The organism is Amycolatopsis sp. YIM 10 (assembly GCF_009429145.1).
Classification (GTDB): domain Bacteria; phylum Actinomycetota; class Actinomycetes; order Mycobacteriales; family Pseudonocardiaceae; genus Amycolatopsis.
The window spans coordinates 4316888-4336939 of record NZ_CP045480.1 but is presented as its reverse complement, the minus strand read 5'-3'; the positions used below and the strand labels follow the sequence as shown (position 1 = coordinate 4336939).

At 70.7% G+C, this 20052-nt stretch carries 21 protein-coding genes; 9 read left to right on the top strand and 12 right to left on the bottom strand.

Features of this window, described 5'->3' with window-relative positions:
• Positions 1 to 25: 25 nt before the first annotated feature.
• Both YIM_RS20925 and YIM_RS20920 read left to right on the top strand, forming a co-directional pair.
• Entirely contained in the window at positions 26 to 1405 is a 1380-nt protein-coding gene (locus YIM_RS20925) for a M20 family metallopeptidase (RefSeq protein WP_153031957.1), read from the top strand.
• The gene (locus YIM_RS20920) at positions 1402 to 2676 is read left to right on the top strand and encodes an MFS transporter (protein WP_153031956.1); all 1275 of its coding nucleotides are present in this window, start codon (positions 1402 to 1404) and stop codon (positions 2674 to 2676) included. The genes YIM_RS20925 and YIM_RS20920 overlap by 4 nt, the downstream gene beginning before the upstream one ends.
• Here the strand turns inward: YIM_RS20920 and YIM_RS20915 are convergent, their stop codons facing one another.
• Positions 2677 to 4158: a CocE/NonD family hydrolase gene (locus YIM_RS20915; RefSeq protein ID WP_153031955.1), complete on the bottom strand. Its 1482-nt coding sequence runs from the start codon at positions 4156 to 4158 to the stop codon at positions 2677 to 2679.
• A gap of 221 nt (positions 4159 to 4379) precedes the next feature.
• On the opposite strand from YIM_RS20915, the gene YIM_RS20910 reads away from it, so the two are divergent.
• Positions 4380 to 4913, top strand: a complete 534-nt coding sequence (locus YIM_RS20910) for a hypothetical protein (RefSeq protein ID WP_153031954.1) — start codon at positions 4380 to 4382, stop codon at positions 4911 to 4913.
• Positions 4914 to 4935: 22 nt separating this feature from the next.
• The gene (locus YIM_RS20905) at positions 4936 to 5487 is read left to right on the top strand and encodes a hypothetical protein (RefSeq protein WP_228004860.1); all 552 of its coding nucleotides are present in this window, start codon (positions 4936 to 4938) and stop codon (positions 5485 to 5487) included.
• Here the strand turns inward: YIM_RS20905 and YIM_RS20900 are convergent.
• Together YIM_RS20900 and YIM_RS20895 are read right to left on the bottom strand one after the other, a co-directional pair.
• Positions 5480 to 6154: a GPP34 family phosphoprotein gene (locus tag YIM_RS20900; RefSeq protein ID WP_153031953.1), complete on the bottom strand. Its 675-nt coding sequence runs from the start codon at positions 6152 to 6154 to the stop codon at positions 5480 to 5482. The genes YIM_RS20905 and YIM_RS20900 overlap by 8 nt on opposite strands.
• Before the next feature lie 17 nt (positions 6155 to 6171).
• A complete protein-coding gene (locus YIM_RS20895) occupies positions 6172 to 7629 on the bottom strand; it encodes an alpha/beta hydrolase (RefSeq protein WP_153031952.1) in 1458 nt (485 codons plus the stop codon).
• A gap of 132 nt (positions 7630 to 7761) precedes the next feature.
• Between YIM_RS20895 and YIM_RS20890 the strand changes: the two genes are divergently transcribed.
• From YIM_RS20890 to YIM_RS20880, 3 genes are read left to right on the top strand one after another with little or no spacing between them, the layout of a single operon-like run.
• Entirely contained in the window at positions 7762 to 8871 is a 1110-nt protein-coding gene (locus YIM_RS20890) for a sensor histidine kinase (protein WP_153031951.1), read from the top strand.
• Complete coding sequence (locus YIM_RS20885; RefSeq protein ID WP_153031950.1) at positions 8868 to 9470, top strand: response regulator transcription factor; 603 nt, start codon at positions 8868 to 8870, stop codon at positions 9468 to 9470. Before YIM_RS20890 ends, YIM_RS20885 begins: the two co-directional genes overlap by 4 nt.
• A gap of 28 nt (positions 9471 to 9498) precedes the next feature.
• The gene (locus YIM_RS20880; protein ID WP_153031949.1) at positions 9499 to 10311 is read left to right on the top strand and encodes an alpha/beta fold hydrolase; all 813 of its coding nucleotides are present in this window, start codon (positions 9499 to 9501) and stop codon (positions 10309 to 10311) included.
• A gap of 28 nt (positions 10312 to 10339) precedes the next feature.
• Here the strand turns inward: YIM_RS20880 and YIM_RS20875 are convergent, their stop codons facing one another.
• Both YIM_RS20875 and ligA read right to left on the bottom strand, forming a co-directional pair.
• Complete coding sequence (locus YIM_RS20875; protein WP_153031948.1) at positions 10340 to 10672, bottom strand: VOC family protein; 333 nt, start codon at positions 10670 to 10672, stop codon at positions 10340 to 10342.
• Positions 10673 to 10789: 117 nt separating this feature from the next.
• The gene (ligA, locus tag YIM_RS20870; protein WP_153031947.1) at positions 10790 to 12775 is read right to left on the bottom strand and encodes an NAD-dependent DNA ligase LigA; all 1986 of its coding nucleotides are present in this window, start codon (positions 12773 to 12775) and stop codon (positions 10790 to 10792) included.
• 70 nt (positions 12776 to 12845) lie between these two features.
• Here ligA and YIM_RS20865 point away from each other — a divergent pair, with 70 nt between their 5' ends.
• The gene (locus YIM_RS20865) at positions 12846 to 13637 is read left to right on the top strand and encodes a class I SAM-dependent methyltransferase (RefSeq protein WP_153031946.1); all 792 of its coding nucleotides are present in this window, start codon (positions 12846 to 12848) and stop codon (positions 13635 to 13637) included.
• Positions 13638 to 13689: 52 nt separating this feature from the next.
• Here the strand turns inward: YIM_RS20865 and YIM_RS20860 are convergent, their stop codons facing one another.
• The 6 genes from YIM_RS20860 to YIM_RS20835 all read right to left on the bottom strand — a co-directional run bounded on the left by YIM_RS20860 (position 13690) and on the right by YIM_RS20835 (position 18413).
• Positions 13690 to 14835 (bottom strand): helix-turn-helix domain-containing protein, encoded by a 1146-nt coding sequence (locus tag YIM_RS20860; RefSeq protein ID WP_153037132.1) that lies wholly within the window; start codon positions 14833 to 14835, stop codon positions 13690 to 13692.
• Positions 14836 to 14864: 29 nt separating this feature from the next.
• A complete protein-coding gene (locus YIM_RS20855) occupies positions 14865 to 15182 on the bottom strand; it encodes a PadR family transcriptional regulator (protein WP_153031945.1) in 318 nt (105 codons plus the stop codon).
• A gap of 70 nt (positions 15183 to 15252) precedes the next feature.
• Positions 15253 to 16485: an RNA polymerase sigma factor gene (locus YIM_RS20850; RefSeq protein ID WP_153031944.1), complete on the bottom strand. Its 1233-nt coding sequence runs from the start codon at positions 16483 to 16485 to the stop codon at positions 15253 to 15255.
• Positions 16486 to 16854, bottom strand: a complete 369-nt coding sequence (locus tag YIM_RS20845) for a YciI family protein (protein ID WP_153031943.1) — start codon at positions 16852 to 16854, stop codon at positions 16486 to 16488.
• 31 nt (positions 16855 to 16885) lie between these two features.
• On the bottom strand, positions 16886 to 17572 hold the full coding sequence (locus YIM_RS20840) for a DUF998 domain-containing protein (protein WP_153031942.1): 687 nt from the start codon (positions 17570 to 17572) through the stop codon (positions 16886 to 16888).
• A gap of 118 nt (positions 17573 to 17690) precedes the next feature.
• The gene (locus tag YIM_RS20835) at positions 17691 to 18413 is read right to left on the bottom strand and encodes a cyclopropane-fatty-acyl-phospholipid synthase family protein (protein ID WP_153031941.1); all 723 of its coding nucleotides are present in this window, start codon (positions 18411 to 18413) and stop codon (positions 17691 to 17693) included.
• Positions 18414 to 18562: 149 nt separating this feature from the next.
• Between YIM_RS20835 and YIM_RS20830 the strand changes: the two genes are divergently transcribed.
• Positions 18563 to 19393: an SAM-dependent methyltransferase gene (locus tag YIM_RS20830; protein WP_153031940.1), complete on the top strand. Its 831-nt coding sequence runs from the start codon at positions 18563 to 18565 to the stop codon at positions 19391 to 19393.
• 7 nt (positions 19394 to 19400) lie between these two features.
• Here the strand turns inward: YIM_RS20830 and YIM_RS20825 are convergent, their stop codons facing one another.
• Positions 19401 to 20024: a sulfotransferase family protein gene (locus YIM_RS20825; RefSeq protein WP_153031939.1), complete on the bottom strand. Its 624-nt coding sequence runs from the start codon at positions 20022 to 20024 to the stop codon at positions 19401 to 19403.
• Positions 20025 to 20052 lie beyond the last annotated feature (28 nt).

The window sequence follows — 20052 nt, the reverse complement described above, 5'->3', positions numbered from 1 at the left end:
GCGTCGCAGACCACCGGAGCCAGCCGTGATACCAGCACAACTCAGGCAGAAAGCCGAAGAACACGTCGACTCCGGTGCGTTCCGCGAGGAACTGGCCCGGCTGGTCGGCTATCCGACGGAAAGCACCACCGAACGTGGCCGCGTTGCCCTCAAGGCATACCTCGACGAGGTGCTCACCCCGCTGCTGACCGCGCTCGGCTGCACGGTGACCGAGCACCCCAATCCCGATCCGGCCGGTGGCCCGTTCCTGCTCGGCACGCGGATCGAGTCGCCGTCGCTGCCCACCGTGCTGTGCTACGGCCACGCCGACGTGGTCGACGGCCACAGTGGACAGTGGAGCGACGGCCGCGACCCGTGGACGCTCAGCGTCGACGGCGAGCGCTGGTACGGCCGCGGCACCGCCGACAACAAGGGCCAGCACCTGGTCAACCTCACCGCGCTGCGGTTGCTGCTGGCCGAACACGGCTCGCTCGGGTTCAACCTGAAGTTCCTGTTCGAGACCGGCGAGGAGATCGGCTCGCCGGGGCTCGCCGAGTTCGCCACCGAGCACCGGGAGGAACTGCGCGCCGACGTGCTGATCGCCTCCGACGGCCCGCGCCTGGACGCGGCCACCCCGACGCTGTTCCTCGGCTCGCGCGGCGGGCTCAACTTCGAACTGGACGTCGAGCTGCGCACCGATTCGTACCATTCCGGCAACTGGGGCGGAATCCTGCGCAACCCGGCCACCACGCTGGCCGGTGCGATCACCACGCTCGTCGACGGGCACGGGGGCATCAAGGTGCCCGGCCTGCTGCCCCCGGAACTGCCTGAAGCGGTCCGCGCCGCGCTGGCCGGGATCAAGGTGGCGAACAGCCCCGGCGACCCGGCGCCCGACCCGGGCTGGGGTGATGTCGGCCTGAGTGCGGCCGAACGGCTCTACGGCTGGAACACATTGGAAGTGCTCGCCATCGGCGCCGCCGACATCGACCACCCGGTCAACGCGATCCCCGGCCGGGCGCGGGCGGCGTTGCAGCTGCGCTACGTCTCGGGCACCGATGTCCGCGACGCCCGGCAGCTACTGGCCGAACACCTGGCCGCACACGGCTATCCGATGGTCGATGTGCGGATCACCGGCGATTTCCCGGCCAGCCGCACGGAAATCGACGGCCACTGGCCGCGGTGGGCCGCTGGTGAACTCGAAGCGGCGACCGGCGGGCCGATCGCCGTGCTGCCCAACATCGGCGGCTCGCTGCCCAACTTCGTCTTCACCGAAATCCTGGACATGCCCGCGTTGTGGCTGCCGCACTCCTACCCCGGCTGCCTCCAGCACGCGCCCGACGAGCACCTGCTCGCGCCGATCGCCCGTGAGGGTCTCGTGCTGGCCACCGCCGTTTTCCACGCGCTGGCCGGGACGGCGGTCCGATGAGCACCCAGCCGGCCGAGCGGGCCACCACCTCCACGCGTCGCGCGATCGCGGCCGCCACCATCGGCAACGCGCTCGAATGGTTCGACCTCGCCGTGTACGCGCTGATGGCGAGCTACATCGGCCGGACCTTCTTTCCCGAGGGCGATCCCGGGGTCCAGCTCGTGCAGGCCTACGCCGTGTTCGGCGTGACCTACCTGATCCGGCCGCTCGGCGGGCTGGTGATCGGCGCCTACGCCGACCGGCACGGGCGCAAGAAGGCGCTGATGCTGACCATCTGGCTGATGGTGGCGGGCACCTTCCTGCTGGCCGTCCTGCCCGGATACGACACGCTGGGCATCTTCGCGCCGCTGGCGGTCATCGTGGCGCGGCTGCTGCAGGGGTTCGCCGCCGGTGGCGAGTTCGGGGCCGCGACCTCGTTCCTGGTCGAGCAGAACGAGCGGCGCAAGGGCTTTCTCGGCAGTTTCCAGTTCGCCAGCCAGGGGCTGTCCACGCTGATGGCGGCCGGGTTCGCGGCCGCGCTGACCGCACTGCTCTCCGACCAGGCGATGACCGCGTGGGGCTGGCGGGTGCCGTTCGTGTTCGGCCTGCTGATCGGCCCGGTCGGTTACTACATCCGCCGCTACGTCGACGAATCGCCCGCGATGCGCGAAGAGGGATCCGGCCCGGCGCCGTCCCCGATCCGGTCGGTGTTCCGGCACCACTGGGGCGGACTGCTGATCGCGGGCGGCGCGCTGGTGGTGTCCACCGCGCTGAACTTCATTCTCCAGTACCTGCCCACCTTCGGCGTCGAGGAACTGGGCCTCGACGACTCACTGTCGTTCGTGGCCCTGCTGATCACCGGGGTGATCCTGACCGTCGGCACGCCGGTGGTCGGGCTGCTCGCCGACCGGTTCGGCCGGCTGGTGATCATGGTGCCCGCCGCGGTGCTGATCGGGGTGAGCGTGGTGCCGCTGTTCATCTGGGTCACCGCGGTGCCCTCGTTCCTCACCCTCACCGCGGCCATGACCATTCTCGGCCTGCTCAAGGCGGCGTACTTCGGCGCGCTGCCCTCGGTGATGTCCGACGCGTTCCCGGTGCGGGCGCGCGCGACCGGGTTGTCGTTCAGCTACAACACCGCGGTCGGGATCTTCGGCGGGTTCACTCCCACCATCGCCACGGCGCTCATCGCGGGAACCGGTTCGCAGGTCGCGCCCGGCTACTACCTGCTCGCGGTCTCGTTCGTCAGCATCGCCGCGCTGGCTGCCGGGTACCGCACGCGCGGCATCCGCTGACTACGACGGAACCACGAGCGCGGAACCACCGGCGCCGAGGCGCAGCGCGACGTTGCCCGGCGGGGCGTCGGAGTCGATCTCGGGGTGGTCGTCGCTGGAGACGGTCAGGCGCATGGTGTGGCCCGCCGCCAGCCGGTGGTGCACCGGCCACAGGTCCACTGTGGTCCGATACCACTGTCCTGAATGGACCTCGACGGGCGCGGTGTGGCCGTGGCGGTGGCTGAGCTTGAGCCAGCCCGCGGTGATCCGGGTCGCGGTGCCGTCAGGGGCGACATCCTCCAGCACAGCAGCCAAGTTGCCGTCGGCGGCTGTCACCGACACCTCGATCTCCGCCTTCGGGTCGCCCGCGAGCACGAGGTCGCGCCGCTGCGGCGGGGCGGTGAAGGTGAGCTTCTCCCCCGGCTCGGCGGGTGTCGTCTCGGTGTTGACCCGGTATCCACCGGTGCCTGGCGCACCCGCGGACCTGGCCAGCTCGCCCGCGGTGGTCAGCGCGTACCGGGTGCCCCGGGCCGGTGGCCAGTCGGCGAAGGACTGCCAGCCCGTGCCGTGCATCGCGTACGAGGTGACCTTCGTCGGCGGCAGTGGCGCCTTCCGGCCACCGAGCCACCGGTCGAACCACGCCAGGTACTCACCCGGCCCGATCCCGGCGGGCTGCCCGGCCGGCCAGCCGTGTTCCCACGGCCCGGACACCAGCCACACGTTCTGCTTGCGTGCCTGGAAGTTCTCCACCATTCCGCCCCGGTAGCGGTCGTTCCAGCCGTTGATCTCCAGCACCGGGATGTCCAAATCGGACCATCGATCCTTGACGCTGCGCTCGCGCCAGAAGTCGTCGTACAAGGGGTGTTCGGCGTACGTGCGCAAGGTGTCCGGCGCGACCTGACGCTGCCAGTCGCGAATGCGGGCGGAGTAGATGCCACCGCGATAGATCGTGTTCTCGTACCAGTCGGAGATGCCGTTGACCGGGATGATCGTCTCCAGGTGCGGCGGCTTGCGCGTGGCGGCGAGCAGGGCCGCGTGGCCGCCGTAGCTGACCCCGATCTGCCCGATCCGGCCGGTCGACCACGGCCGCGCGGCCAGCCATTCGATGATGTCGTGGTTGTCGGTCTGCTCCTGCGCGCTGAACGGATCGATCCGTCCTGGCGAGTCACCGGATCCCCTGGTGTTGCACGAAAGCACGTTGTACCCGCGCCGCACGAAGTAGGCCGACTCGGCGGCGAGCTGATCGAGGTTGTCGTAGGCGTTGAAGTCGTAGACGATGCCGGGGAACCGGCCGGCCACGGGCTCCCCGGACGCCTCCGCCGGGCGGTGCAGGCGGCAGGCGAGATGGCTCCCGTCGCGCAACGGCACCGTGATCGCCTCGCTGCGCACCTCGTGGAGCGCGGGCCGCTGGTAGCCGAAGAAGGATCCCGACGCGACCGCCGGAGCGGTGAGCAGTGATCCGGCGGTGGCGATCGCCGCCGTCAACCCGAACAGGCGCCTCATCGTGTCTCCTCACCGTCACCGTTGACAGATCCCGACTCTGGGGTCGGCGACCGGCCAGGTCAATCACGGATTTCGCATGCACTGATGCGCCCTGCGAATGAATCTCGCCCGGCTTCGCTCCCGCCGGGGCGGGAACCAGTTCCCTCCGCCGGGGGAGGAAGCCACCGGCCGGACCGGCCATGGTGGACCGCACGGCAACATCAACAGGGAGGAACATCAAGGTGCGCAAGGGAACGAAGATTTCTCTGGGAGTGCTGGCCATCGCGGCGGTGGCCGGGGCGGCGGCTCCCGGAGTGGTCGCGGCCGAACCGCGGGAGACGCGGGTCGCCGGCAGCGCCGGCGCGCGGCTGCCCGGCCAGCACGGGCCCGGTGACCCGGTGCGGTTCACCGTGGACGCCAGGAGAACGGCCGACGGCGTGTCCTCCGGGCGGTTCCACGTCAACCACCTCACGCCCGACGGGAAGCTGGTCGCCGATTTCGAGGGCCGGGTCGACTGCGCGCTCGCCGCCGACGGACTGGGCGTGGTGACCGGTGTCATCGAGCGGGCCGAGTTCCCCGCCGCGCCACCGGGCACCGAGCTGCTCGGCCGCCGGGTCGGGATCAGCGTGCGGGACGACCCGCGCGGCCCGGACGCGATCGGCTGGAGCTGGAGCACCGGCGGTTTCGCGCAGGACACGCTGCGGTGCAACAGCGCGATCCCGTTCCTCCGGGTCCAGGACGGCGGCTACCGCGTGACCGGTTCCACGTTCGGCTGACCGGTGCTGCGACACTCATGGGGTGAGCCAACCGAAGCCCGTGACGATCATCGATCGGCTGATCGCGCCCGGCGCCACCCGCGGTGAGATCGCGGCCGGGTTCGGCGCGGCCACCGGCGGCGCGCTGCTGGTGTTGTTCCTCGCGCTGGACGCGCGCCTGCCCGCGCTCGCCGTGGTGGTCGTGGTGGTGATCGCCTTCGACCTGTTCGGCGGCGCCGTGGTCAACGCCACCGGCTCCGCCAAGCGCTGGTTCCACCGGCCGGGCCGCACCGCGGTGCACCACCTCGGGTTCGTCGCGGGCCACGTGCACCCGTTCGTGCTGGCGGCGGTGGTGCCCGGTTTCACCTGGACCACCGCCGCGGCCACCTACGGCGCGGTGCTGGCCGGCGCGGTGCTCGTCGAGTTCGCGCCGGCCGCGCTGCGGCGGCCGGTGGCCTTCGCGGTGACCGCGCTGGCGCTGACCCCGATCCTCGCCCTGGCCCCGCCGCCCGCCGCCGTCGCCTGGTTCGTCCCGGTGCTGATGGTCAAGCTGCTGCTCGCCCACCTCCTGCCCGAGGACCGCCCGGCTACGTGACCGTGGTGACCACGACGGTCGCGCTGGCCACCGCGATCGCCGTGGCGGTCCGGGTCACCGCGGTGTTCACCGCCGAGGCACCCCAGCTGCCCTCCTCGAACTCCTTGCCGCGGTGGTAGACCTCGCCCGACCACTTCGGCACGGGGTGCAGCGACGGCAACGTGCCGCTCGACGAGAGCAGCGCGACCACCGCCGCGGTCCGCACGTCCGGCTCCACCCCGTCTTCGAGCACGGCACGAACCCGTTGCCGCAGCTCGCTTTCGTACCGCCCGTCGTCGATGGGCAGGGTGGTGCGCGGGATCAGGCCCAGCACCCGCTTGCTCTCGCGCCGGAGGAAGCCGCGCTCGACGAGCCGCTCGACCAGCGTTTTGCGGAGGCCACCGCCGATGGCCATCAGCAGCGACTGCACGCTCCGCGGTTTCTCGGCGATCTTGTCGTAGGCCTCCTGCAACAGCGGGTCCCCGAGCGGGCCCTCCCCCGCGGCGAGCACCTTCGGCCCGCCCAGCCCGCCGCTCCCGTCGGTCTCGACCCGGCCGCGCAGCGCGAGTTCGACCAGCACGGCGCCGCCCAGCGCGTAGTGCAGTGTGCCCGCGCCCGCCGGGGTGCCGGACTTGTCGTCCAGCATCAGCAGCAGCAGGTCCTCGGCGATCAGCGGTTCTTCGGTCATGGTCTCCCTTTCGGTACTCAGCAGGCCCGGTCGTGCGCCGGGCGCTGCCCGGTGAGCAGGAAGTTCGTCGCGATGTCGTTGGCGCACCGGTTGTCCAGGTACAGGTAGGCGAGGTGCCCGCCCTGGTCGGCGGTGACCAGCCGGGCCCGGTCGCCGAAGGCCCGCCGCAGCTTCTTCGCCCCGGCCAGGGGCGTCGCCGGGTCGCGGAGGTTCTGCACGATCAGCACGTTCGACGGGCCGTCGTCACCGATCTTCACCGGCGGTTCGGCCGGTTCGGACGGCCAGAACGCACACGGCGTGACGTTCGCCGCGGCGGCGCCGAACATCGGGTGGCGGAACCGGTCGATCGCGACGTTGCGCTGGTAGTGCCCGACCGATTCCGGCCAGTCGGAGTCGTTGCAGATCACGTGCAGCTGGCTGGCCAGGTAGTTGTCCGCGACCGGTGCCGCCGCTTCCGCGGTCCCGGGCTGTGGTGCCGGTGGTAGCGGTTTCCCGGTGTCGAGTGCCTGCCAGATCGCGGCCAGTCCGGGGAACTCGCTGTCGTAGTAGAACCTGGCGAAGGTGCCGTGGCGGAACACCTGGCCGTTCACGCCTTCCGGGCTCGGCGTGGCGTCCAGCCGCGCGCCCAGCTCGAAGTACTTCGCGGTCACCTGCTCCGGCGTCGTGCCGAGGCCGTACTCGGGGTGCGCGGCGGCGAACTTCGCGAAATCCGGGAAGCGGTCCTCGAACCCCTCTCCGAACATCCGCGTGAACCCGGCGTCCCAGCCGCCGGGGCCGGTGGCGCTGTCGATCAGGATCCGGTCGCTGCGGTGCGGGAACAGCGTGGTGTACACCGAACCGAGGTAGGTGCCGTAGGAAATGCCGAAATAGGACACTGTGGACTCACCCAGCGCCGCGCGGACCCGGTCGAGGTCCCGCGCGGTGTTCGCGGTGGTGATGTGCGGCAGCATCGGTGCCGTCGCCGACGCACCGCACTGCGCGGCGGCCGCCTTCGCCTGCTCGGCCTGCGCGGCGACGTCGGCCGGGTTCCGCGCGTACAGCGGGATGTTGGTGAACCACTGCTCGGGTTTGAGGTCGCAGGTGACCGGCGTGCTGTGGCCGACACCGCGCGGATCCATCCCGATCACGTCGTAGCTGTCCAGCACCTCCCGCGGGATCTTCAGGTTGTCGCGCAGGATGGCCGGGAAGATCAGCCCTTCCCCGCCGGGACCGCCGGTGTTGGTCAGCAGCACACCCCGGCGCTTCTCCGGGTCGGCGCTGGCCAGGCGCGAGACCGCGACCTCGATGGTCCGGCCGCCGGGATCGCGGTAGTCCAGCGGGACATCGAGCGTGGCGCACTGGAGACCGGGTCTGGCGGCATCGGCCGGGCAGTCGCCCCAGCTCAGCGTCTCCGCCATCGCGGCGGGCACGCCCGCGACCAGTGACGCGGCCAGCGCGGTGACCAGTACGGGCAACAACGTCTTCCGCAGTGACATGGCATCGATCCCACCAGCGGGCACCCGCGGCGGCCAGTGCGACCACGTCATGTCCGCACCATGACGTTCTTTGGGGTGAACGTGTGACGCGGTGTCACTGGTGCGCCCGGCCGGATCGCCCACAATGGACGCATGAGCGCCGGGCAGAGCGAGGAGACGCAGGGACGGCTGCGCCACCTCAACCTCACCATGCTGCTGCCGGTGGTCACCGTCGGCGGCGCGCTCGCCGTGGCACTCGACGCCCGGAGCTGGCCCGACGCCGCCGTGCTGAGCCTCGGTGTGGTCGCGGGCGTGGTGACCTTCGTGCGGTGGACCATGGGCGCGCTCTTCCCGATCGCCATTCCCTGCCTGCTCGTCGCCACCGGGGTGTGGCTCTACGGGGTGCTGGGGCCCGGCTCGGGCGCGGCGTTTTTCGGCGTCGTGATGGTGGGGCCGCTGCTGGTTTCCCGGCTCCCCCGCCACCGGGCCGCGGCGGCCGTCGCGCTGACCGCCGGTGTCGCCGTGACGGGTGCGGCGCGGCTGCTGGTGGCGCACGAGGACCTGCTCGGCGAGCTGACGCAGTTCGTCCTCCTGCCGACCGGGATCATCGCGGTGGTCACCGGGCTGATGTTCCCCAACAAGCGGTTCTACGACGTCGTCCGGGATCTGGAGGAGTCACGGGACCGGGAAGCGGAGCTGGCCGTGGCGCGCGAGCGGATCCGGTTCGCCAGCGACCTGCACGACATCCAGGGCCACACCCTGCACGTGGTGAAGCTGAAGGTGGCGCTGGCCCAGCGGCTGGTGCGCACCGACGCCGGGCGGGCGGAGGAGGAACTGCGCGAGATCCACGCACTGGTCGCCGACACCATCACCCAGACCAAGGAACTCGCCCACGCGCACCGGCGGCTCAACCTCTCGGCCGAGCTGGAGAACGCGAAGAACCTCTTCGAGGCCGCCGGGATCCGCGTGCGCGTGCACCGCGAGGCCGAAGTGGACACCGGCGCGGGCGAGCTGCTCGGCCAGGTCCTGCGTGAGACCACGACGAACATCCTGCGGCACGCCCAGGCCGGGCAGGTGCGGATCACCCTGTCGAAGGCGGGCATCACCATCGTCAACGACGGCGCGCCGGACGGCCCGCTGCCCGAACTGAGCGGGCTCGCCACGCTCCGGCGGCGCCTGGCGGACAATGGCGGCGAGCTGACGGTGGAGCAGCACGACGGGAGTTTCCTGACCGCCGCGGCATTCCCGGAGGAGGACAGATGACCACGGTGGTGCTCGCCGACGACGAAGCGCTGCTCCGCAAGGCGCTGGCCGCGCTGCTCCCGCTGGAGGGCGAGATCACCGTGCTCGCCGAGGCGGACAACGGGGCCACGGCCGTCGAAGCCACCCTGCGGCACCAGCCGGACGTGCTGGTCATCGATCTGGAGATGCCCGGCGTGGACGGACTCGGCGCCGTGGCGGAGATCCGCCGGGAGCGCCCGGCGCAGGTGATCCTGATGCTCACCCGGCACGCCAAACCGGGTGTGCTGCGCAAGGCGCTGAAGCTCGGCGTGCAGGGCTTTGTCAGCAAGTCCGCCGAACCGGCGCACATCACGTCGGTGATCAGGACCCTGCACGAGGGCAAGCGGTGGATCGACCCGGACGTCTCCGCGCTCGCCGTGGTCGACGACTGCCCGCTCACCGAACGCGAACTCGACGTGCTGCGGGTGACCGGCGAGGGGTACTCGGTCGCCGACATCGCCGCGCAGCTCCACCTCGCCGAGGGCACGGTGCGCAACTACCTGTCGAACGCGATGCAGAAGACCCAGACCCGCACCCGCCACGAAGCCGCCCGCTACGCCCGCGAACACGACTGGCTGTGACCGTGCGTGGTGTGGAAGCCTGGAAGCGATGCCCACTCATGACGACGACCTGATCCGGTTCGAAGCCGAAGGCGCGCCCGCCCTGCCGGAAGCCGCCGAGCAGGGCCACCTCCCGCATTCCGGCGCAAGCATCTGGTACGCGACCTACGGCGACGGGCCGCCGGTCGTGCTGCTGCACGGCGGCCTCGGCCACGGCGGCAACTGGGGCAACCAGGTCCCGGCGCTGGTCGCGGCCGGATACCGGGCGATCGTGATCGACAGCCGCGGCCACGGCCGCAGCACCCGCGACGACCGGCCGTACACCTACGACCTGCTGGCCTCCGACGTGCTCGCCGTGCTGGACGCCCTGCGGGTGCCGCGCGCCGCGTTCACCGGCTGGAGCGACGGTGCCGTCACCGCGTTGATCCTGGCCCGGCACGCGCCCGAGCGGGTCACCGGCGTGCTCTACTTCGGCTGCAACATGGATCCCAGCGGTACCAAGGAGTTCCGCACGACGCCGGTGGTCGACCGCTGCTTCGCCAGGCACGCGCGGGACTACGCCGAGCTTTCGGCCACTCCGGACGGGTTCGAGGACCTGGTGGAAGCGGTCACCCGCATGCAGCGGAGCGGGCCGGACTACAGCGCGCAGGAGCTGGCCTGGATCCGCGTGCCCGTCACCGTCGCCCACGCCGAGCACGACGAGTTCATCGAGCGCGCCCACGCCGAATACCTGGCGAACACGATCCCCGGCGCGGAACTGTCCATTTTGGCCGGTGTCAGCCACTTCGCCCCGTTGCAGCGGCCCGAGCTGTTCAACGAGGCGATGTTCTCCCTGCTCGACAGGGCGAACGCGGACGGTTGAAGTCGAGCGCCCGGGTGCGGGGAGCCGATCAGCCGGTGAACACGATCCGGTTGCCGTCGGGATCGGCCAGCCGCAGGATCCGCGACGACGTGGCGTGCTCGGGGCCGGGGTGCTCGATACCGGCCCGGTCCAGCTCGGCGGCCCGCCCGTCGAGATCGGCTTCGTCCAGCACCACGGTGCTGTGACCGGCCCGCCCCGGTTCGGCCCACACCTGCACCCCGAAGGTCGCGGCGAGGTGCCATTCGGCCAGCCCGTCCATCGGCCTGGCGTCCGGCTGGCGCCCGAAGAGCCCCGTGTACCAGGAAACGGCCACTTCGAGATCGGTGACGGTGGCTTGTGCGAGCATGCGCTCGATCGGCATTTGCCCTCCTCCGGTGTAGCGCGCGGTATTGCGCTGCCACCGGTACAGACCAGCCGCGCGGCGGGAACTCATCGGCAAGACGGTGCCGTGGCGGGCTCGTCCGGGAAGAGCAGCTCTCTAGACCACCCCAGCCGCGATCAGTTGTTGCCAGATCTCGCCCTGGTCGACGACTTCGACGCCGTGCTTCTCGGCCTTGGTGAGCTTGGCGGCCCCGACCTCGGCACCGGTGATCAGCAGGTCCGTGCTCGCCGAGACCGAGGACGCGATGGTCGCGCCCGCCTTCTCGCACAACCGCTGGAACGTCGGGCGCGCGACCTTCTCACCGGAGCGCGGGTCGCTGATCGCGCCGGTGACCACCACCGTCTTCCCGGCCAGCGGCGCACCGGCCGCCACCACCGGCGGCAGGTCCTCCTCGCGCACGTCCAGGGAGACCCCGCGCTCGCGCAGCCGCTCCAACTCCGGGCGCAGCCGGGTCAGGTGCTCGATCAGCGACGCGGCGACCTTCGGCCCGATGTCCTCGACCGCGACCAGTCCATCGACACCGGCGTCGGCCACCGCTTCCAGCGAGGGAAAACCCGCCCGGCACAACCGCGCGGCCGTGCCCTCCGAGGCCATCGGGACGGCCAGGCCGATCAGCGCCCGCCGCAGCCCGACCCGGCGGCTCGCGTCGATCGACTCGATCATGCGGGTGGCCGAGACCTCGCCGATGCGCTCGAATTCCAGCAGCTGCTCCTTGGTCAGCCGGTAGAAGTCCGACGGGTGCTCGAGAATGCCGGCCTCGGCCAGCCGCTCGATCCACACCCCGCCGATGGCGTCGATGTCCGCGGCCGCGCGTGAGGCCCAGTGGATCAGCCGCCGCACCGTCTGCGCCGGGCAGGAAACGTTGGTGCAGAACAGTTCCCGGCTGTTGCCCTGTTCGGTCAGCGGCTGCGCGCAGGACGGGCACTCGGCCGGCGGCACGATCTCCCGCTCGGCGCCGGTGCGCTTCGAGGCGTCGAGAACCCCGGCCACGAACGGGATCACGTCACCGGCGCGGCGCACCAGCACCGTGTCGCCGATCTTGATGCCGCGGGCGCGGATGACCTCCTGGTTGGCCAGCGTCGCCCGGCTGACCGTGGTGCCACCGACAAAAACCGGCTCCAGCCAGGCGACCGGGGCGATCTTGCCGGTCTTGCCGACGTCCCAGACCACATCGGACAGCACGGTTGTCTTCTCCTCGGCGGCGAACTTGTACGCCAGCGCACCACGCGGTGAGGCCGACCGGGTGCCGGCGGCGGCGTAGGCGTCACGATCGGCCAGCCGCAGCACGGCGCCGTCGAGGTCGTAGTCCAGCTCGTTGCGCTGCCGCTCGATCTCGGCGATCACCTCCTGCGCCTCCTCCGCGTTCGCGCAGCGGCGCATCTCGGCGGCGGTGAAGCCGAGCGCGTGCAGCGCGCTGCCCAGGTCGGTCTCCGCGATGTCGGAGTACAGGTCGAAGGCGAAAAAGCGCAGGTTCCGCCCGGCGACGGTGGCCGGGTCCTTGGCGCGCAGCGTGCCCGCGGCGGCGTTGCGCGGGTTGATCAGCGGCTTGTCCGGGTGCGCGGTGTTGTAGGCGGCGAAGGTGGAGCGCAGCATGACCGCCTCGCCGCGCACCTCGACCCGGCCGGTCGCGTCGACCCGGTCCGGGATGCCGTCGGTCAGCGCCCGTACCAGCATGGTCACGTCGTCGCCGGTGGTGCCGTCACCGCGGGTGATCGCCCTGGCCAGCCGCCCGTCCTCGTAGACCACGGCCAGCGACAGCCCGTCCAGCTTCGGCATGACCACCACCGGCTGCCCGGGAAAGCGGTCGAAGAAGGCGGCGACCTGCTCGGGCTGGGTCGCCTTGTCCAGCGAGAGCATCGGGCGGGAGTGCCGGATCGGCGCGTGCAGCACCGCGGGCGCGCCCACCTGGTCCAGCGGGTTCGGGTCGGGCGCCAGTTCCGGGTTCGCCGCGATCAGCCCGCGCAGCTCGTCCTCGATCGCGTCGTACTCCGCGTCCGCCACCTCCGGCGAACCCCGGTAGTAGGCGTCGCGCAGCACGACGATCCGATCAGCGAGTTCTTCGATGCGCTCCCGTGCTTCCACGGCCCAGAACTTACCCGTGACCACCGACAATCCAGGAACGACATTCCGGCTCGCGGAGTAGGCTGGGGCCATGCTGCCGCCCATCGACCGGCTTTACGGCGAGAAGGACCTCAGCCGGAACCCCTGTTTCGCCGGTGGGTTCATCAACTTCGGGTACTGGGCGGGCATCGACGCCGACGGGCCGTTGCGCGAGGCCGATCGGGTGCGCAGCCAGGAGGACCTCTACCGCCTGGTGCTGCGAGCGAGCGACATCGAGGAGTCCTCCCGGGTGGTCGAAGTCGGCTGTGGCCGCGGGCTGGGGTGCGCGCTCGCCCTGCGCGAGTTCGGGCCTCGCTCGGTGTGCGGGGTGGACGCGCATCCGGCGCAGGTGGAACGGGCGGTGCGGGGGAACTCCCCGCTTCCCGGCGCGCTGGAGTTCCGGCTCGGCACGGCCGCGTCCCTGCCGTTCCCTGACTCGAGTGCCGACCGGGTGTACTCGGTCGAAGCCGCCCAGCACTTTCCTTCGGTCACCGAGTTCGCGAACGAGGCGGCGCGGGTGCTCACTCCGGGCGGGCGCCTGGCGGTGTCCACCTTCTTCGCGCGGCAGCCCGGGCGGGACGCAGAGATCCACGCCCTGCTTCAGAGCTTCGAGCAGGGGCTGGACGTGGCCCATCCGATCTCGACCTTCACCGACGCGCTGACCGCGGCGGGGTTCAGCGAGGTCTCGGTCCACTCCATCGGCGAGCACGTCTGGGCCGCCTACGACCGCTGGGTGGCGAGCACCGTCCACGCGGAGGACTGGCCGCGGAACTTCCTGCGCTCCTACACCGACGGCCTGCTGGACTACTACCTGGTCACCGCGGACCGGCCGCAAACGGACTGAAACCCGGCGATCGGAGCTGCCGCTCGCCGGGCTACTGCGCTGCGCGCCGAGGCTAGGCCGACGATCGCTTCGGCCGCCGACGAACACGGCGGCGGCCCTTGATGGCCAGACCGGCCGCGGGCACCGTCGTCAGCAAGCCGATGATCATACCGGCCATCGGCGAATAGCTGACAAACGCAAGGAAGGCGAACACCTCGCCCAGCACTACCGCGAGGCCGATGACCACGAGCCGCAGAAGCCGGAACAAGTTCTGGGTGCGCTCCTTCGAATCAACGACTCGACTCAAAGCTTCGACTGGTGCGACCACAGGTTTGACTCCTTGCCCAGCAGGCGTGGACTTGTTCAGTGCCAACCGCAGAGACGGAATTCTGACGAGGAGGTTCAGCAGGTACGCGAACTGAGCCCGGCGCCGCTGCGGAAGTTGCGCCAGTTCGTCGAGCTCACTGAGGCATTCATCCAGGTAGCGCGTCCGCTCCCCTTCCGGGAGGACATGCGTCACCCAACCAACCGTGCAACGAGGCAAACGAGAAAGTGGGCGATACAACCCAACACCGTCATCTTCGGGAACGCTCGATGCGTCAAGGTGATCAGGCGCAGGCTCGGCCAGTAGGACGTCGAGCGCGACGGCGACTTGATCTATCCGAATCCGAACCTCTTCCGATTCCGCGCGGTCGATCGCCAGTTTCACTTCGAACAGTTGCGCTTCCACAGATTTGCGAACGAATTCGCGGCCGTACTGGTCGTTCATGGCACGAAGCACCCGGGAGGCGGTCTCCATCTTCCGGACGTCGGTCATCCCGATCCGGCCTGGCGCCGGTGTCCTCGCGGGACGCGTCGCCCAAGCCTCGGCCGACGATCCGAAGACCGCTGCACCCATGCTGACCTGCGCGGCGTGCGCGAGGAACTTCCGCCGTTTCACGGACTCGTCCTCCTCAGCCTGCTGGCCGCCGGCGTTGCCGACGACCTGTATCGCCGTGGCCTCGTCGTAGGCGAGGCCCATGTATCCCCTGGCGACACCCAGGCCGTCGGCGATCCGCACCAGGACGTCGTAGGCCATCACCTGCCGCCCCTTGAGGATCTCCGACACCTCGGACTGCGACTGGCCGGTCATCGCGGCGATCAGGCGCTGCGACACCCCGTGCCTACGCAACTGGCGGTACACCGAGCTGATCTCGCGAGCGGCGAGCGCCTCTCGCATCTCCGGCTGCTCCCAGACGGTCGTCGCAATCACGAGACACCACCAGCATTGTCCGCGCGGAGTTGCCCGAGGAGTCGCCCGGCAGGCGCCGCACGATGAAGGGCCGCTTTCACCACAGCGACACTGTTCGGGTCAACCCGGTAATAACGCCGCCGAGGGCGTCCTTCGCGGTGGACATCAACCTCTTCCCAGCGACTGATCACCCACCCCGCCTTTTCCAGCCGAGCCAGGATCGGATGAATCGTGCCACTCGGCAGTCCGGCCGCCCGGCACAACTCCAAGCCGTACAGCTCAGCGGATGGGTCGGCCACCAGAACTTGCAATACCAACTGAGTCGGCAGCGTCATCCTGGGCCCTCGCGAAACAGGCATGGTTGAACTCTACCAAGCCCCCTAAGTAGAGTTCAACCATGCCGAGTCAGACCAGCCCGGCCGACCTCTGTCCGAAGAGGACTCGTTCGGCGTCGTTGGTGGTCAGCGCGGCGGCGCGGGTGTAGGCGGCTCGGGCGTCCTCGTGACGTCCGGCCATGGCGAGCAGTTCGCCTTCGACGGCGTGCCGTTGCGCGTACTCATCAAGCGCGTCGGGCAGGCCCGCCAGGATGGCCAGGCCCGCGAACGGCCCGTCCGCGTGGCCGTGGGCCATGGCCCGGTTCAGCGTGACGACCGGGTTGGGCTGGACCCGTTCGAGCACGTCGTACAGCCCGGCGATCCGCGTCCAGTCGGTCGCCGCCGCGGTGGGGGCCATGGCGTGACAACCGGCGATCGCCGCCTGCAGTGCGTACGGGCCCGCCGAGCCGAGCCGGTAGGCGCGGTGCAGCGCGTCCATGCCGCGCCTGATCAGCAGCCGGTCCCAGCGTGCGCGGTCCTGGTCCGGCAGCAGCACCGGCGCGCCGAGCCGATCGTGCCGCGCGGGCGCGCGGGCGTGGGTCAGTTCGAGCAGCGCCTGCAGGCCCTGCGCCTCGGCGACTTCGGGCATCAGCGCCGCCGTGCGCCGGGCCAGGCGGAGCGCGTCGTTGCTGAGTTCGGGTCGCATCCAGTCCGCGCCGGAGGTGGCGCGGTAACCCTCGTTGAAGATCAGGTAGATCACCTCCAGCACCGAGGCCAGCCGCTCGCGCAGGTCACCCGCTTCCGGCAGGTCCAGCCGGATTCCCTTGTGCCGCAACGTTTTCTTGGCACGGGAGATGCGCTGCCCGACCACGGATTCGGCGACGAGGAAGGCACCGGCGATCTCCCTGGTGCTCAGCCCGGCGAGGCAGCGCAGGGTCAGCGCCACCCGGTACTCGCGCTTGAGACCGGGGTGGCAGGCGGCGAACAGCAGGCGCAGCTCGTCGTCGCCCACCGGGTCGTCGAAGGAGTACTCGGGTTCCGCCGCCGTGTCACGGCCCAGTGCTTCGACGGCCCGGCGGTGCGTGCCGTTCCGGCGGAACAGGTCTATCGCGCGGTTCTTGGCGGTGGTCATCAGCCAGCCTCCCGGTTTCGGCGGTACCCCGGTGACCGGCCACTGCTCCAGCGCCGCGACCAGCGCGTCCTGGGCGAGGTCCTCGGCGAGGCCGACATCGCCGGTGAACCGGGCGAGCGCCGCGATCAACCGGGCGGATTCGATCCGCCAGATCGCTTCGACGGTGCCGCGCCCGGTTTCCGCGCGATCCACTCAGGCTCCGGGCATGTCGGCGGGACCGAACACCCGCAGCACCCGCGCCTCCCCCGTCCAGCCCGGCCAGTGCTCGGCGTGCAGGGCGAGGAAGCGCCGGGTCCACTCAACGGCCTCTTCCTTGGTGCGCGTGTCGTAGATGGCGTAGCTGATCATTTCCTTCGACTCCGCGAACGGGCCGTCGGTGATCGTCACCGCGTCCCCGTCGAGGGTGACTTTCGCACCGTCCGCACTGGGCGCCAAACCCGCGTTGTCGATCATCGCGCCGGACTGGGTGGCTTCCGCGCCCAGCTGCATGATGCCGGCCATCAGCTCGGCGGGCGGCGGGGTGTCGGGCTGGCTGGCTTCGAGAACTACCAGATAACGCATTTGTTTTTCCCTTTCAGCAAGTGGTGGCGGGTCAGCAGGTGGTGTCGGGCATCTGACGGTAGCGGTGCACGGAAAGCACGGTGACGAGCCCGAAGACGACCACCACACCGGCGGCGAAAACGAGCACGCTCAGCGCACCGGAGGCCATCGCGAAGAACGAGACGAGGAACAGCGGCGCGATCACGCGGGTGGCCAGCGCGTGGCGGCCGAACCCTTCGCGGGCGAGGCGGCGGGCGAACACCAGCAGTCCCGCGGTCAGGCAGAGGAATCCGACCCCGCCGGCAGCGAAGTGGATCAGGGCGCTCGTGCTCATCGCCGGCGGCGCGGCGGCCCCGGCCGGGAAGCCGCCACCGGCGTCGACCGGGAAGATGCCCGCGACGACCATGCTCAGGCCGAACACGCCGAGCAGCGCCGGCGCCCATCGTGCGGCGGGGCCGCTCACCAGCGCGCGGCGCAGGCCGGTGGCGAAGGCGAGCACCATCAGGCCGGTGAGCACGAAGTTCACCACCTGAACCCAGCCACCCTCGCCGACCGCGAGCTGGCTCCAGGCGTGCCGCGTCAGGTCGAAGCCGTCACGCAGCGCGGCCAGGGCGAGCGAGGCGGTCAGGTAGATCGGGCCGGCGATCACGCCGTATCCGAGCAGCGACTTGGTGATCCGGTCGGCGGTCAGCTCGGCCGGGCCCGATGCGGTTCCGGCGCGGGTGGCGATCGTGGTCATGGGGTGCTCCTCCGGGTGCGGTGGCCGGGCGGTCCGGCACGTCGACACCTCTACGAACACCGCCCCCGGATTTTGCAGCTCCCCGCGAAAAAATTCTGGGATTTCGCAAAACCGCAGGTCAGCGACCTCGCGCCAGGACCAGGTAGGCGAAGCCGAAGACGCCGCGGTAGTCGTGGAGGTACTGGCGCCGCCGGGTGTCGAGCCAGTCGCGGATCCGCACCGCCCGGGGCTCCGAACCGTGGTCCAGCAGCCATTCCTCCAGCGCGAGCAGCGAGGTGGACTCGAACTCGTCCCATTCGTGCTGATCGGCGGTGCTCAGGTGGAGGACCCGCCAGCCCGCCGCGCGGGCGGTGTCCGCCAGTTCGGGCAGCATCAGGGTCTCGGTGCCGAAGATGTCCATGGCGGCTTGGCCGGGTGCCGCCTGCCAGAATCCGTCGCCGAAGAGCACGCGACCGTCGGCCGGCACCAACTTGCCCAGCGCCTCCAGCGCGGCCCGGGTGCCACCGAACGCATGGGACGCACCGACACAAATCACCCGATCGGTGGTCCCGGCCCAGGTAGCGGCGTCGGCCTGGACGAATTCGACCCGATCGGCGAGGCCGCGTTCCTCCGCGAGCGCGCGCCCGCGCGCCAGTGCGGACGGGTCGGTGTCCACGCCGAGTCCCCGGCCCGCCCGCTCGACCGCGCGCAGCAGGAACTCGCCCCAGCCGCAGCCGAGATCGGCCACCCGAAGGCCTTCCGCCAGGTCGAGCCGGTCGAGCAGCAGTTCGGCGTGCACCGGCGAAAGCGGGGAGTTCCACCGCATCCGGGCGCGCCGGAGCAGATCAAGATCGTCGTCCATGGGCGCACCGTCACACGGGGCGAACCCGATGTCACGCGAATATCCCGCGGCACGCGCGCGGGCCGCTCCTGGCGTGCCCGCGGCGGCGGTAAGGTACGTGAATCACGCCACCGGAATCCCCGGCGCAGAACAGAACCAGCGAGGTATTGATGCCCGACGAACGCACCGATCTGCCCTCGGCTGGGATCGACACCACCACGCCGAGCGTGGCGCGGGCGTACGACGCGGCGCTGGGCGGCAAGGACAACTACGAGGTGGACCGCCAGCTGCTGGCCCAGCTGAACGCGGCCGTGCCCGAGGTCAACGAAATCGCCGTCAGCAACCGGAAGTTCCTCATCCGGGCGGTGGAGTTCCTGGCCCGCAAGGCCGGGATCGACCAGTTCCTCGACTGCGGTTCCGGCCTGCCCACCGCGGAGAACACCCACCAGGTCGCCCAGCGCGAGAACCGCGACTCGCGGGTGGTGTACGTGGACAACGATCCGGTGGTGCTGGCGCACGGGCGCGCGCTGCTGGAGGACAACGACAGGACCTACCTCGTCGGCGCGGACATCTTCGACCCGCCCGCCGTGCTGGAGCACGACACGGTGCGGCAGCACCTCGACTTCGGCCGTCCGCTCGGCCTGCTGCAGGTGGCCACGCTGCACCACCACAGCGAGGACAGGGGCCTGGCCCCGGCCGAGGTGATGCGTCAGTACATCGAGGCGCTGCCGTCGGGTTCGTACGTGGTGTTCTCGCACTTCTTCGACCCGGAGGACGAGGTGCACAGCCCGATCGCCCACCGGGTGCAGGAAATCCTCAACGCCAGCATCAGCCGCGGTTACTTCCGCACCCGGGCGCAGATCGAGGAGATGCTCGCCGGCCTGGAGCTGCTCCCGCCCGGCCTCGTGGTCAACGACGACTGGTACCCCGCCGGTCCGCGCACCACCCCGCGCCCGGCCGCGGGCAACTGCATCGTCGCCGCCGTCGGCCGGAAGCCCTGACCCACCTTCACCCTGGTTCGCGGAGGAAGCGCTCGACGTTGTCGGTGAAGTCGGCCGAGTCGTTGGCGCGGGGGAACGGCTCCGCCGGGACCGGGACGCCGAGGAACTCGCACAGCGGCTCCCAGCCGTCGGTCACCCGGTAGACGAGCAGCCTGTCCGCCGGGACCGCGGCCTCGACCTCCTTGTTGTGCCGGACGAACCAGGCGATCGTCTCGTCCTCGCCGAAGTGGCCGTAGCCGCGTTCGGCCATCGCCGTCATCAGGTCGCCGGTCCCGGCGCCGAGCTTCGCGACGACCTCCGCCATCACCGGGTCGAAGATCGTGCCGACCGCGCTGCGGTACCAGCTCTCCGGATCGCGGACGCTGAGCAGCACCTTGGCGTCCGGGAACAGTTCGGCCAGTTCACGCCACAGCAGGCAGCCCGGAAAGTCCAAAGTGGCCCGGTAACCGGCGACGGCGGCGCGCAGCGCGTCGCGGTCGCCGCGCAGGGCATCCGTCCAAGTGGCGGTGGCGTCCGGATTGCCCAGTATCTCCCGCATGTGGTGGCACGGCGCATAGCCCAGCGCCTCCAGCGCGCTGTGCAGCGACATGGTGCCGGTCCGCCCGAATCCCGCCCCGATGACGTCCACCATGCCGTCAGCCTACCGGCGCACGCATGCT

Bases quoted from the DNA above. Each gene is read 5' to 3' on its own strand.
- YIM_RS20865 (WP_153031946.1), top strand. From the start codon at position 12,846: ATGCTGCCGCCCATCGACCGGCTTTACGGCGAGAAGGACCTCAGCCGG.
- YIM_RS20915 (WP_153031955.1), bottom strand. From the start codon at position 4,158: ATGAGGCGCCTGTTCGGGTTGACGGCGGCGATCGCCACCGCCGGATCA.
- YIM_RS20880 (WP_153031949.1), top strand. From the start codon at position 9,499: ATGCCCACTCATGACGACGACCTGATCCGGTTCGAAGCCGAAGGCGCG.
- YIM_RS20835 (WP_153031941.1), bottom strand. From the start codon at position 18,413: ATGGACGACGATCTTGATCTGCTCCGGCGCGCCCGGATGCGGTGGAAC.
- YIM_RS20845 (WP_153031943.1), bottom strand. From the start codon at position 16,854: ATGCGTTATCTGGTAGTTCTCGAAGCCAGCCAGCCCGACACCCCGCCG.
- YIM_RS20900 (WP_153031953.1), bottom strand. From the start codon at position 6,154: ATGACCGAAGAACCGCTGATCGCCGAGGACCTGCTGCTGCTGATGCTG.
- YIM_RS20885 (WP_153031950.1), top strand. From the start codon at position 8,868: ATGACCACGGTGGTGCTCGCCGACGACGAAGCGCTGCTCCGCAAGGCG.
- YIM_RS20890 (WP_153031951.1), top strand. From the start codon at position 7,762: ATGAGCGCCGGGCAGAGCGAGGAGACGCAGGGACGGCTGCGCCACCTC.
- YIM_RS20830 (WP_153031940.1), top strand. From the start codon at position 18,563: ATGCCCGACGAACGCACCGATCTGCCCTCGGCTGGGATCGACACCACC.
- YIM_RS20860 (WP_153037132.1), bottom strand. From the start codon at position 14,835: ATGCGAGAGGCGCTCGCCGCTCGCGAGATCAGCTCGGTGTACCGCCAG.
- YIM_RS20840 (WP_153031942.1), bottom strand. From the start codon at position 17,572: ATGACCACGATCGCCACCCGCGCCGGAACCGCATCGGGCCCGGCCGAG.
- YIM_RS20895 (WP_153031952.1), bottom strand. From the start codon at position 7,629: ATGTCACTGCGGAAGACGTTGTTGCCCGTACTGGTCACCGCGCTGGCC.
- YIM_RS20920 (WP_153031956.1), top strand. From the start codon at position 1,402: ATGAGCACCCAGCCGGCCGAGCGGGCCACCACCTCCACGCGTCGCGCG.
- YIM_RS20875 (WP_153031948.1), bottom strand. From the start codon at position 10,672: ATGCCGATCGAGCGCATGCTCGCACAAGCCACCGTCACCGATCTCGAA.
- YIM_RS20855 (WP_153031945.1), bottom strand. From the start codon at position 15,182: ATGACGCTGCCGACTCAGTTGGTATTGCAAGTTCTGGTGGCCGACCCA.
- YIM_RS20825 (WP_153031939.1), bottom strand. From the start codon at position 20,024: ATGGTGGACGTCATCGGGGCGGGATTCGGGCGGACCGGCACCATGTCG.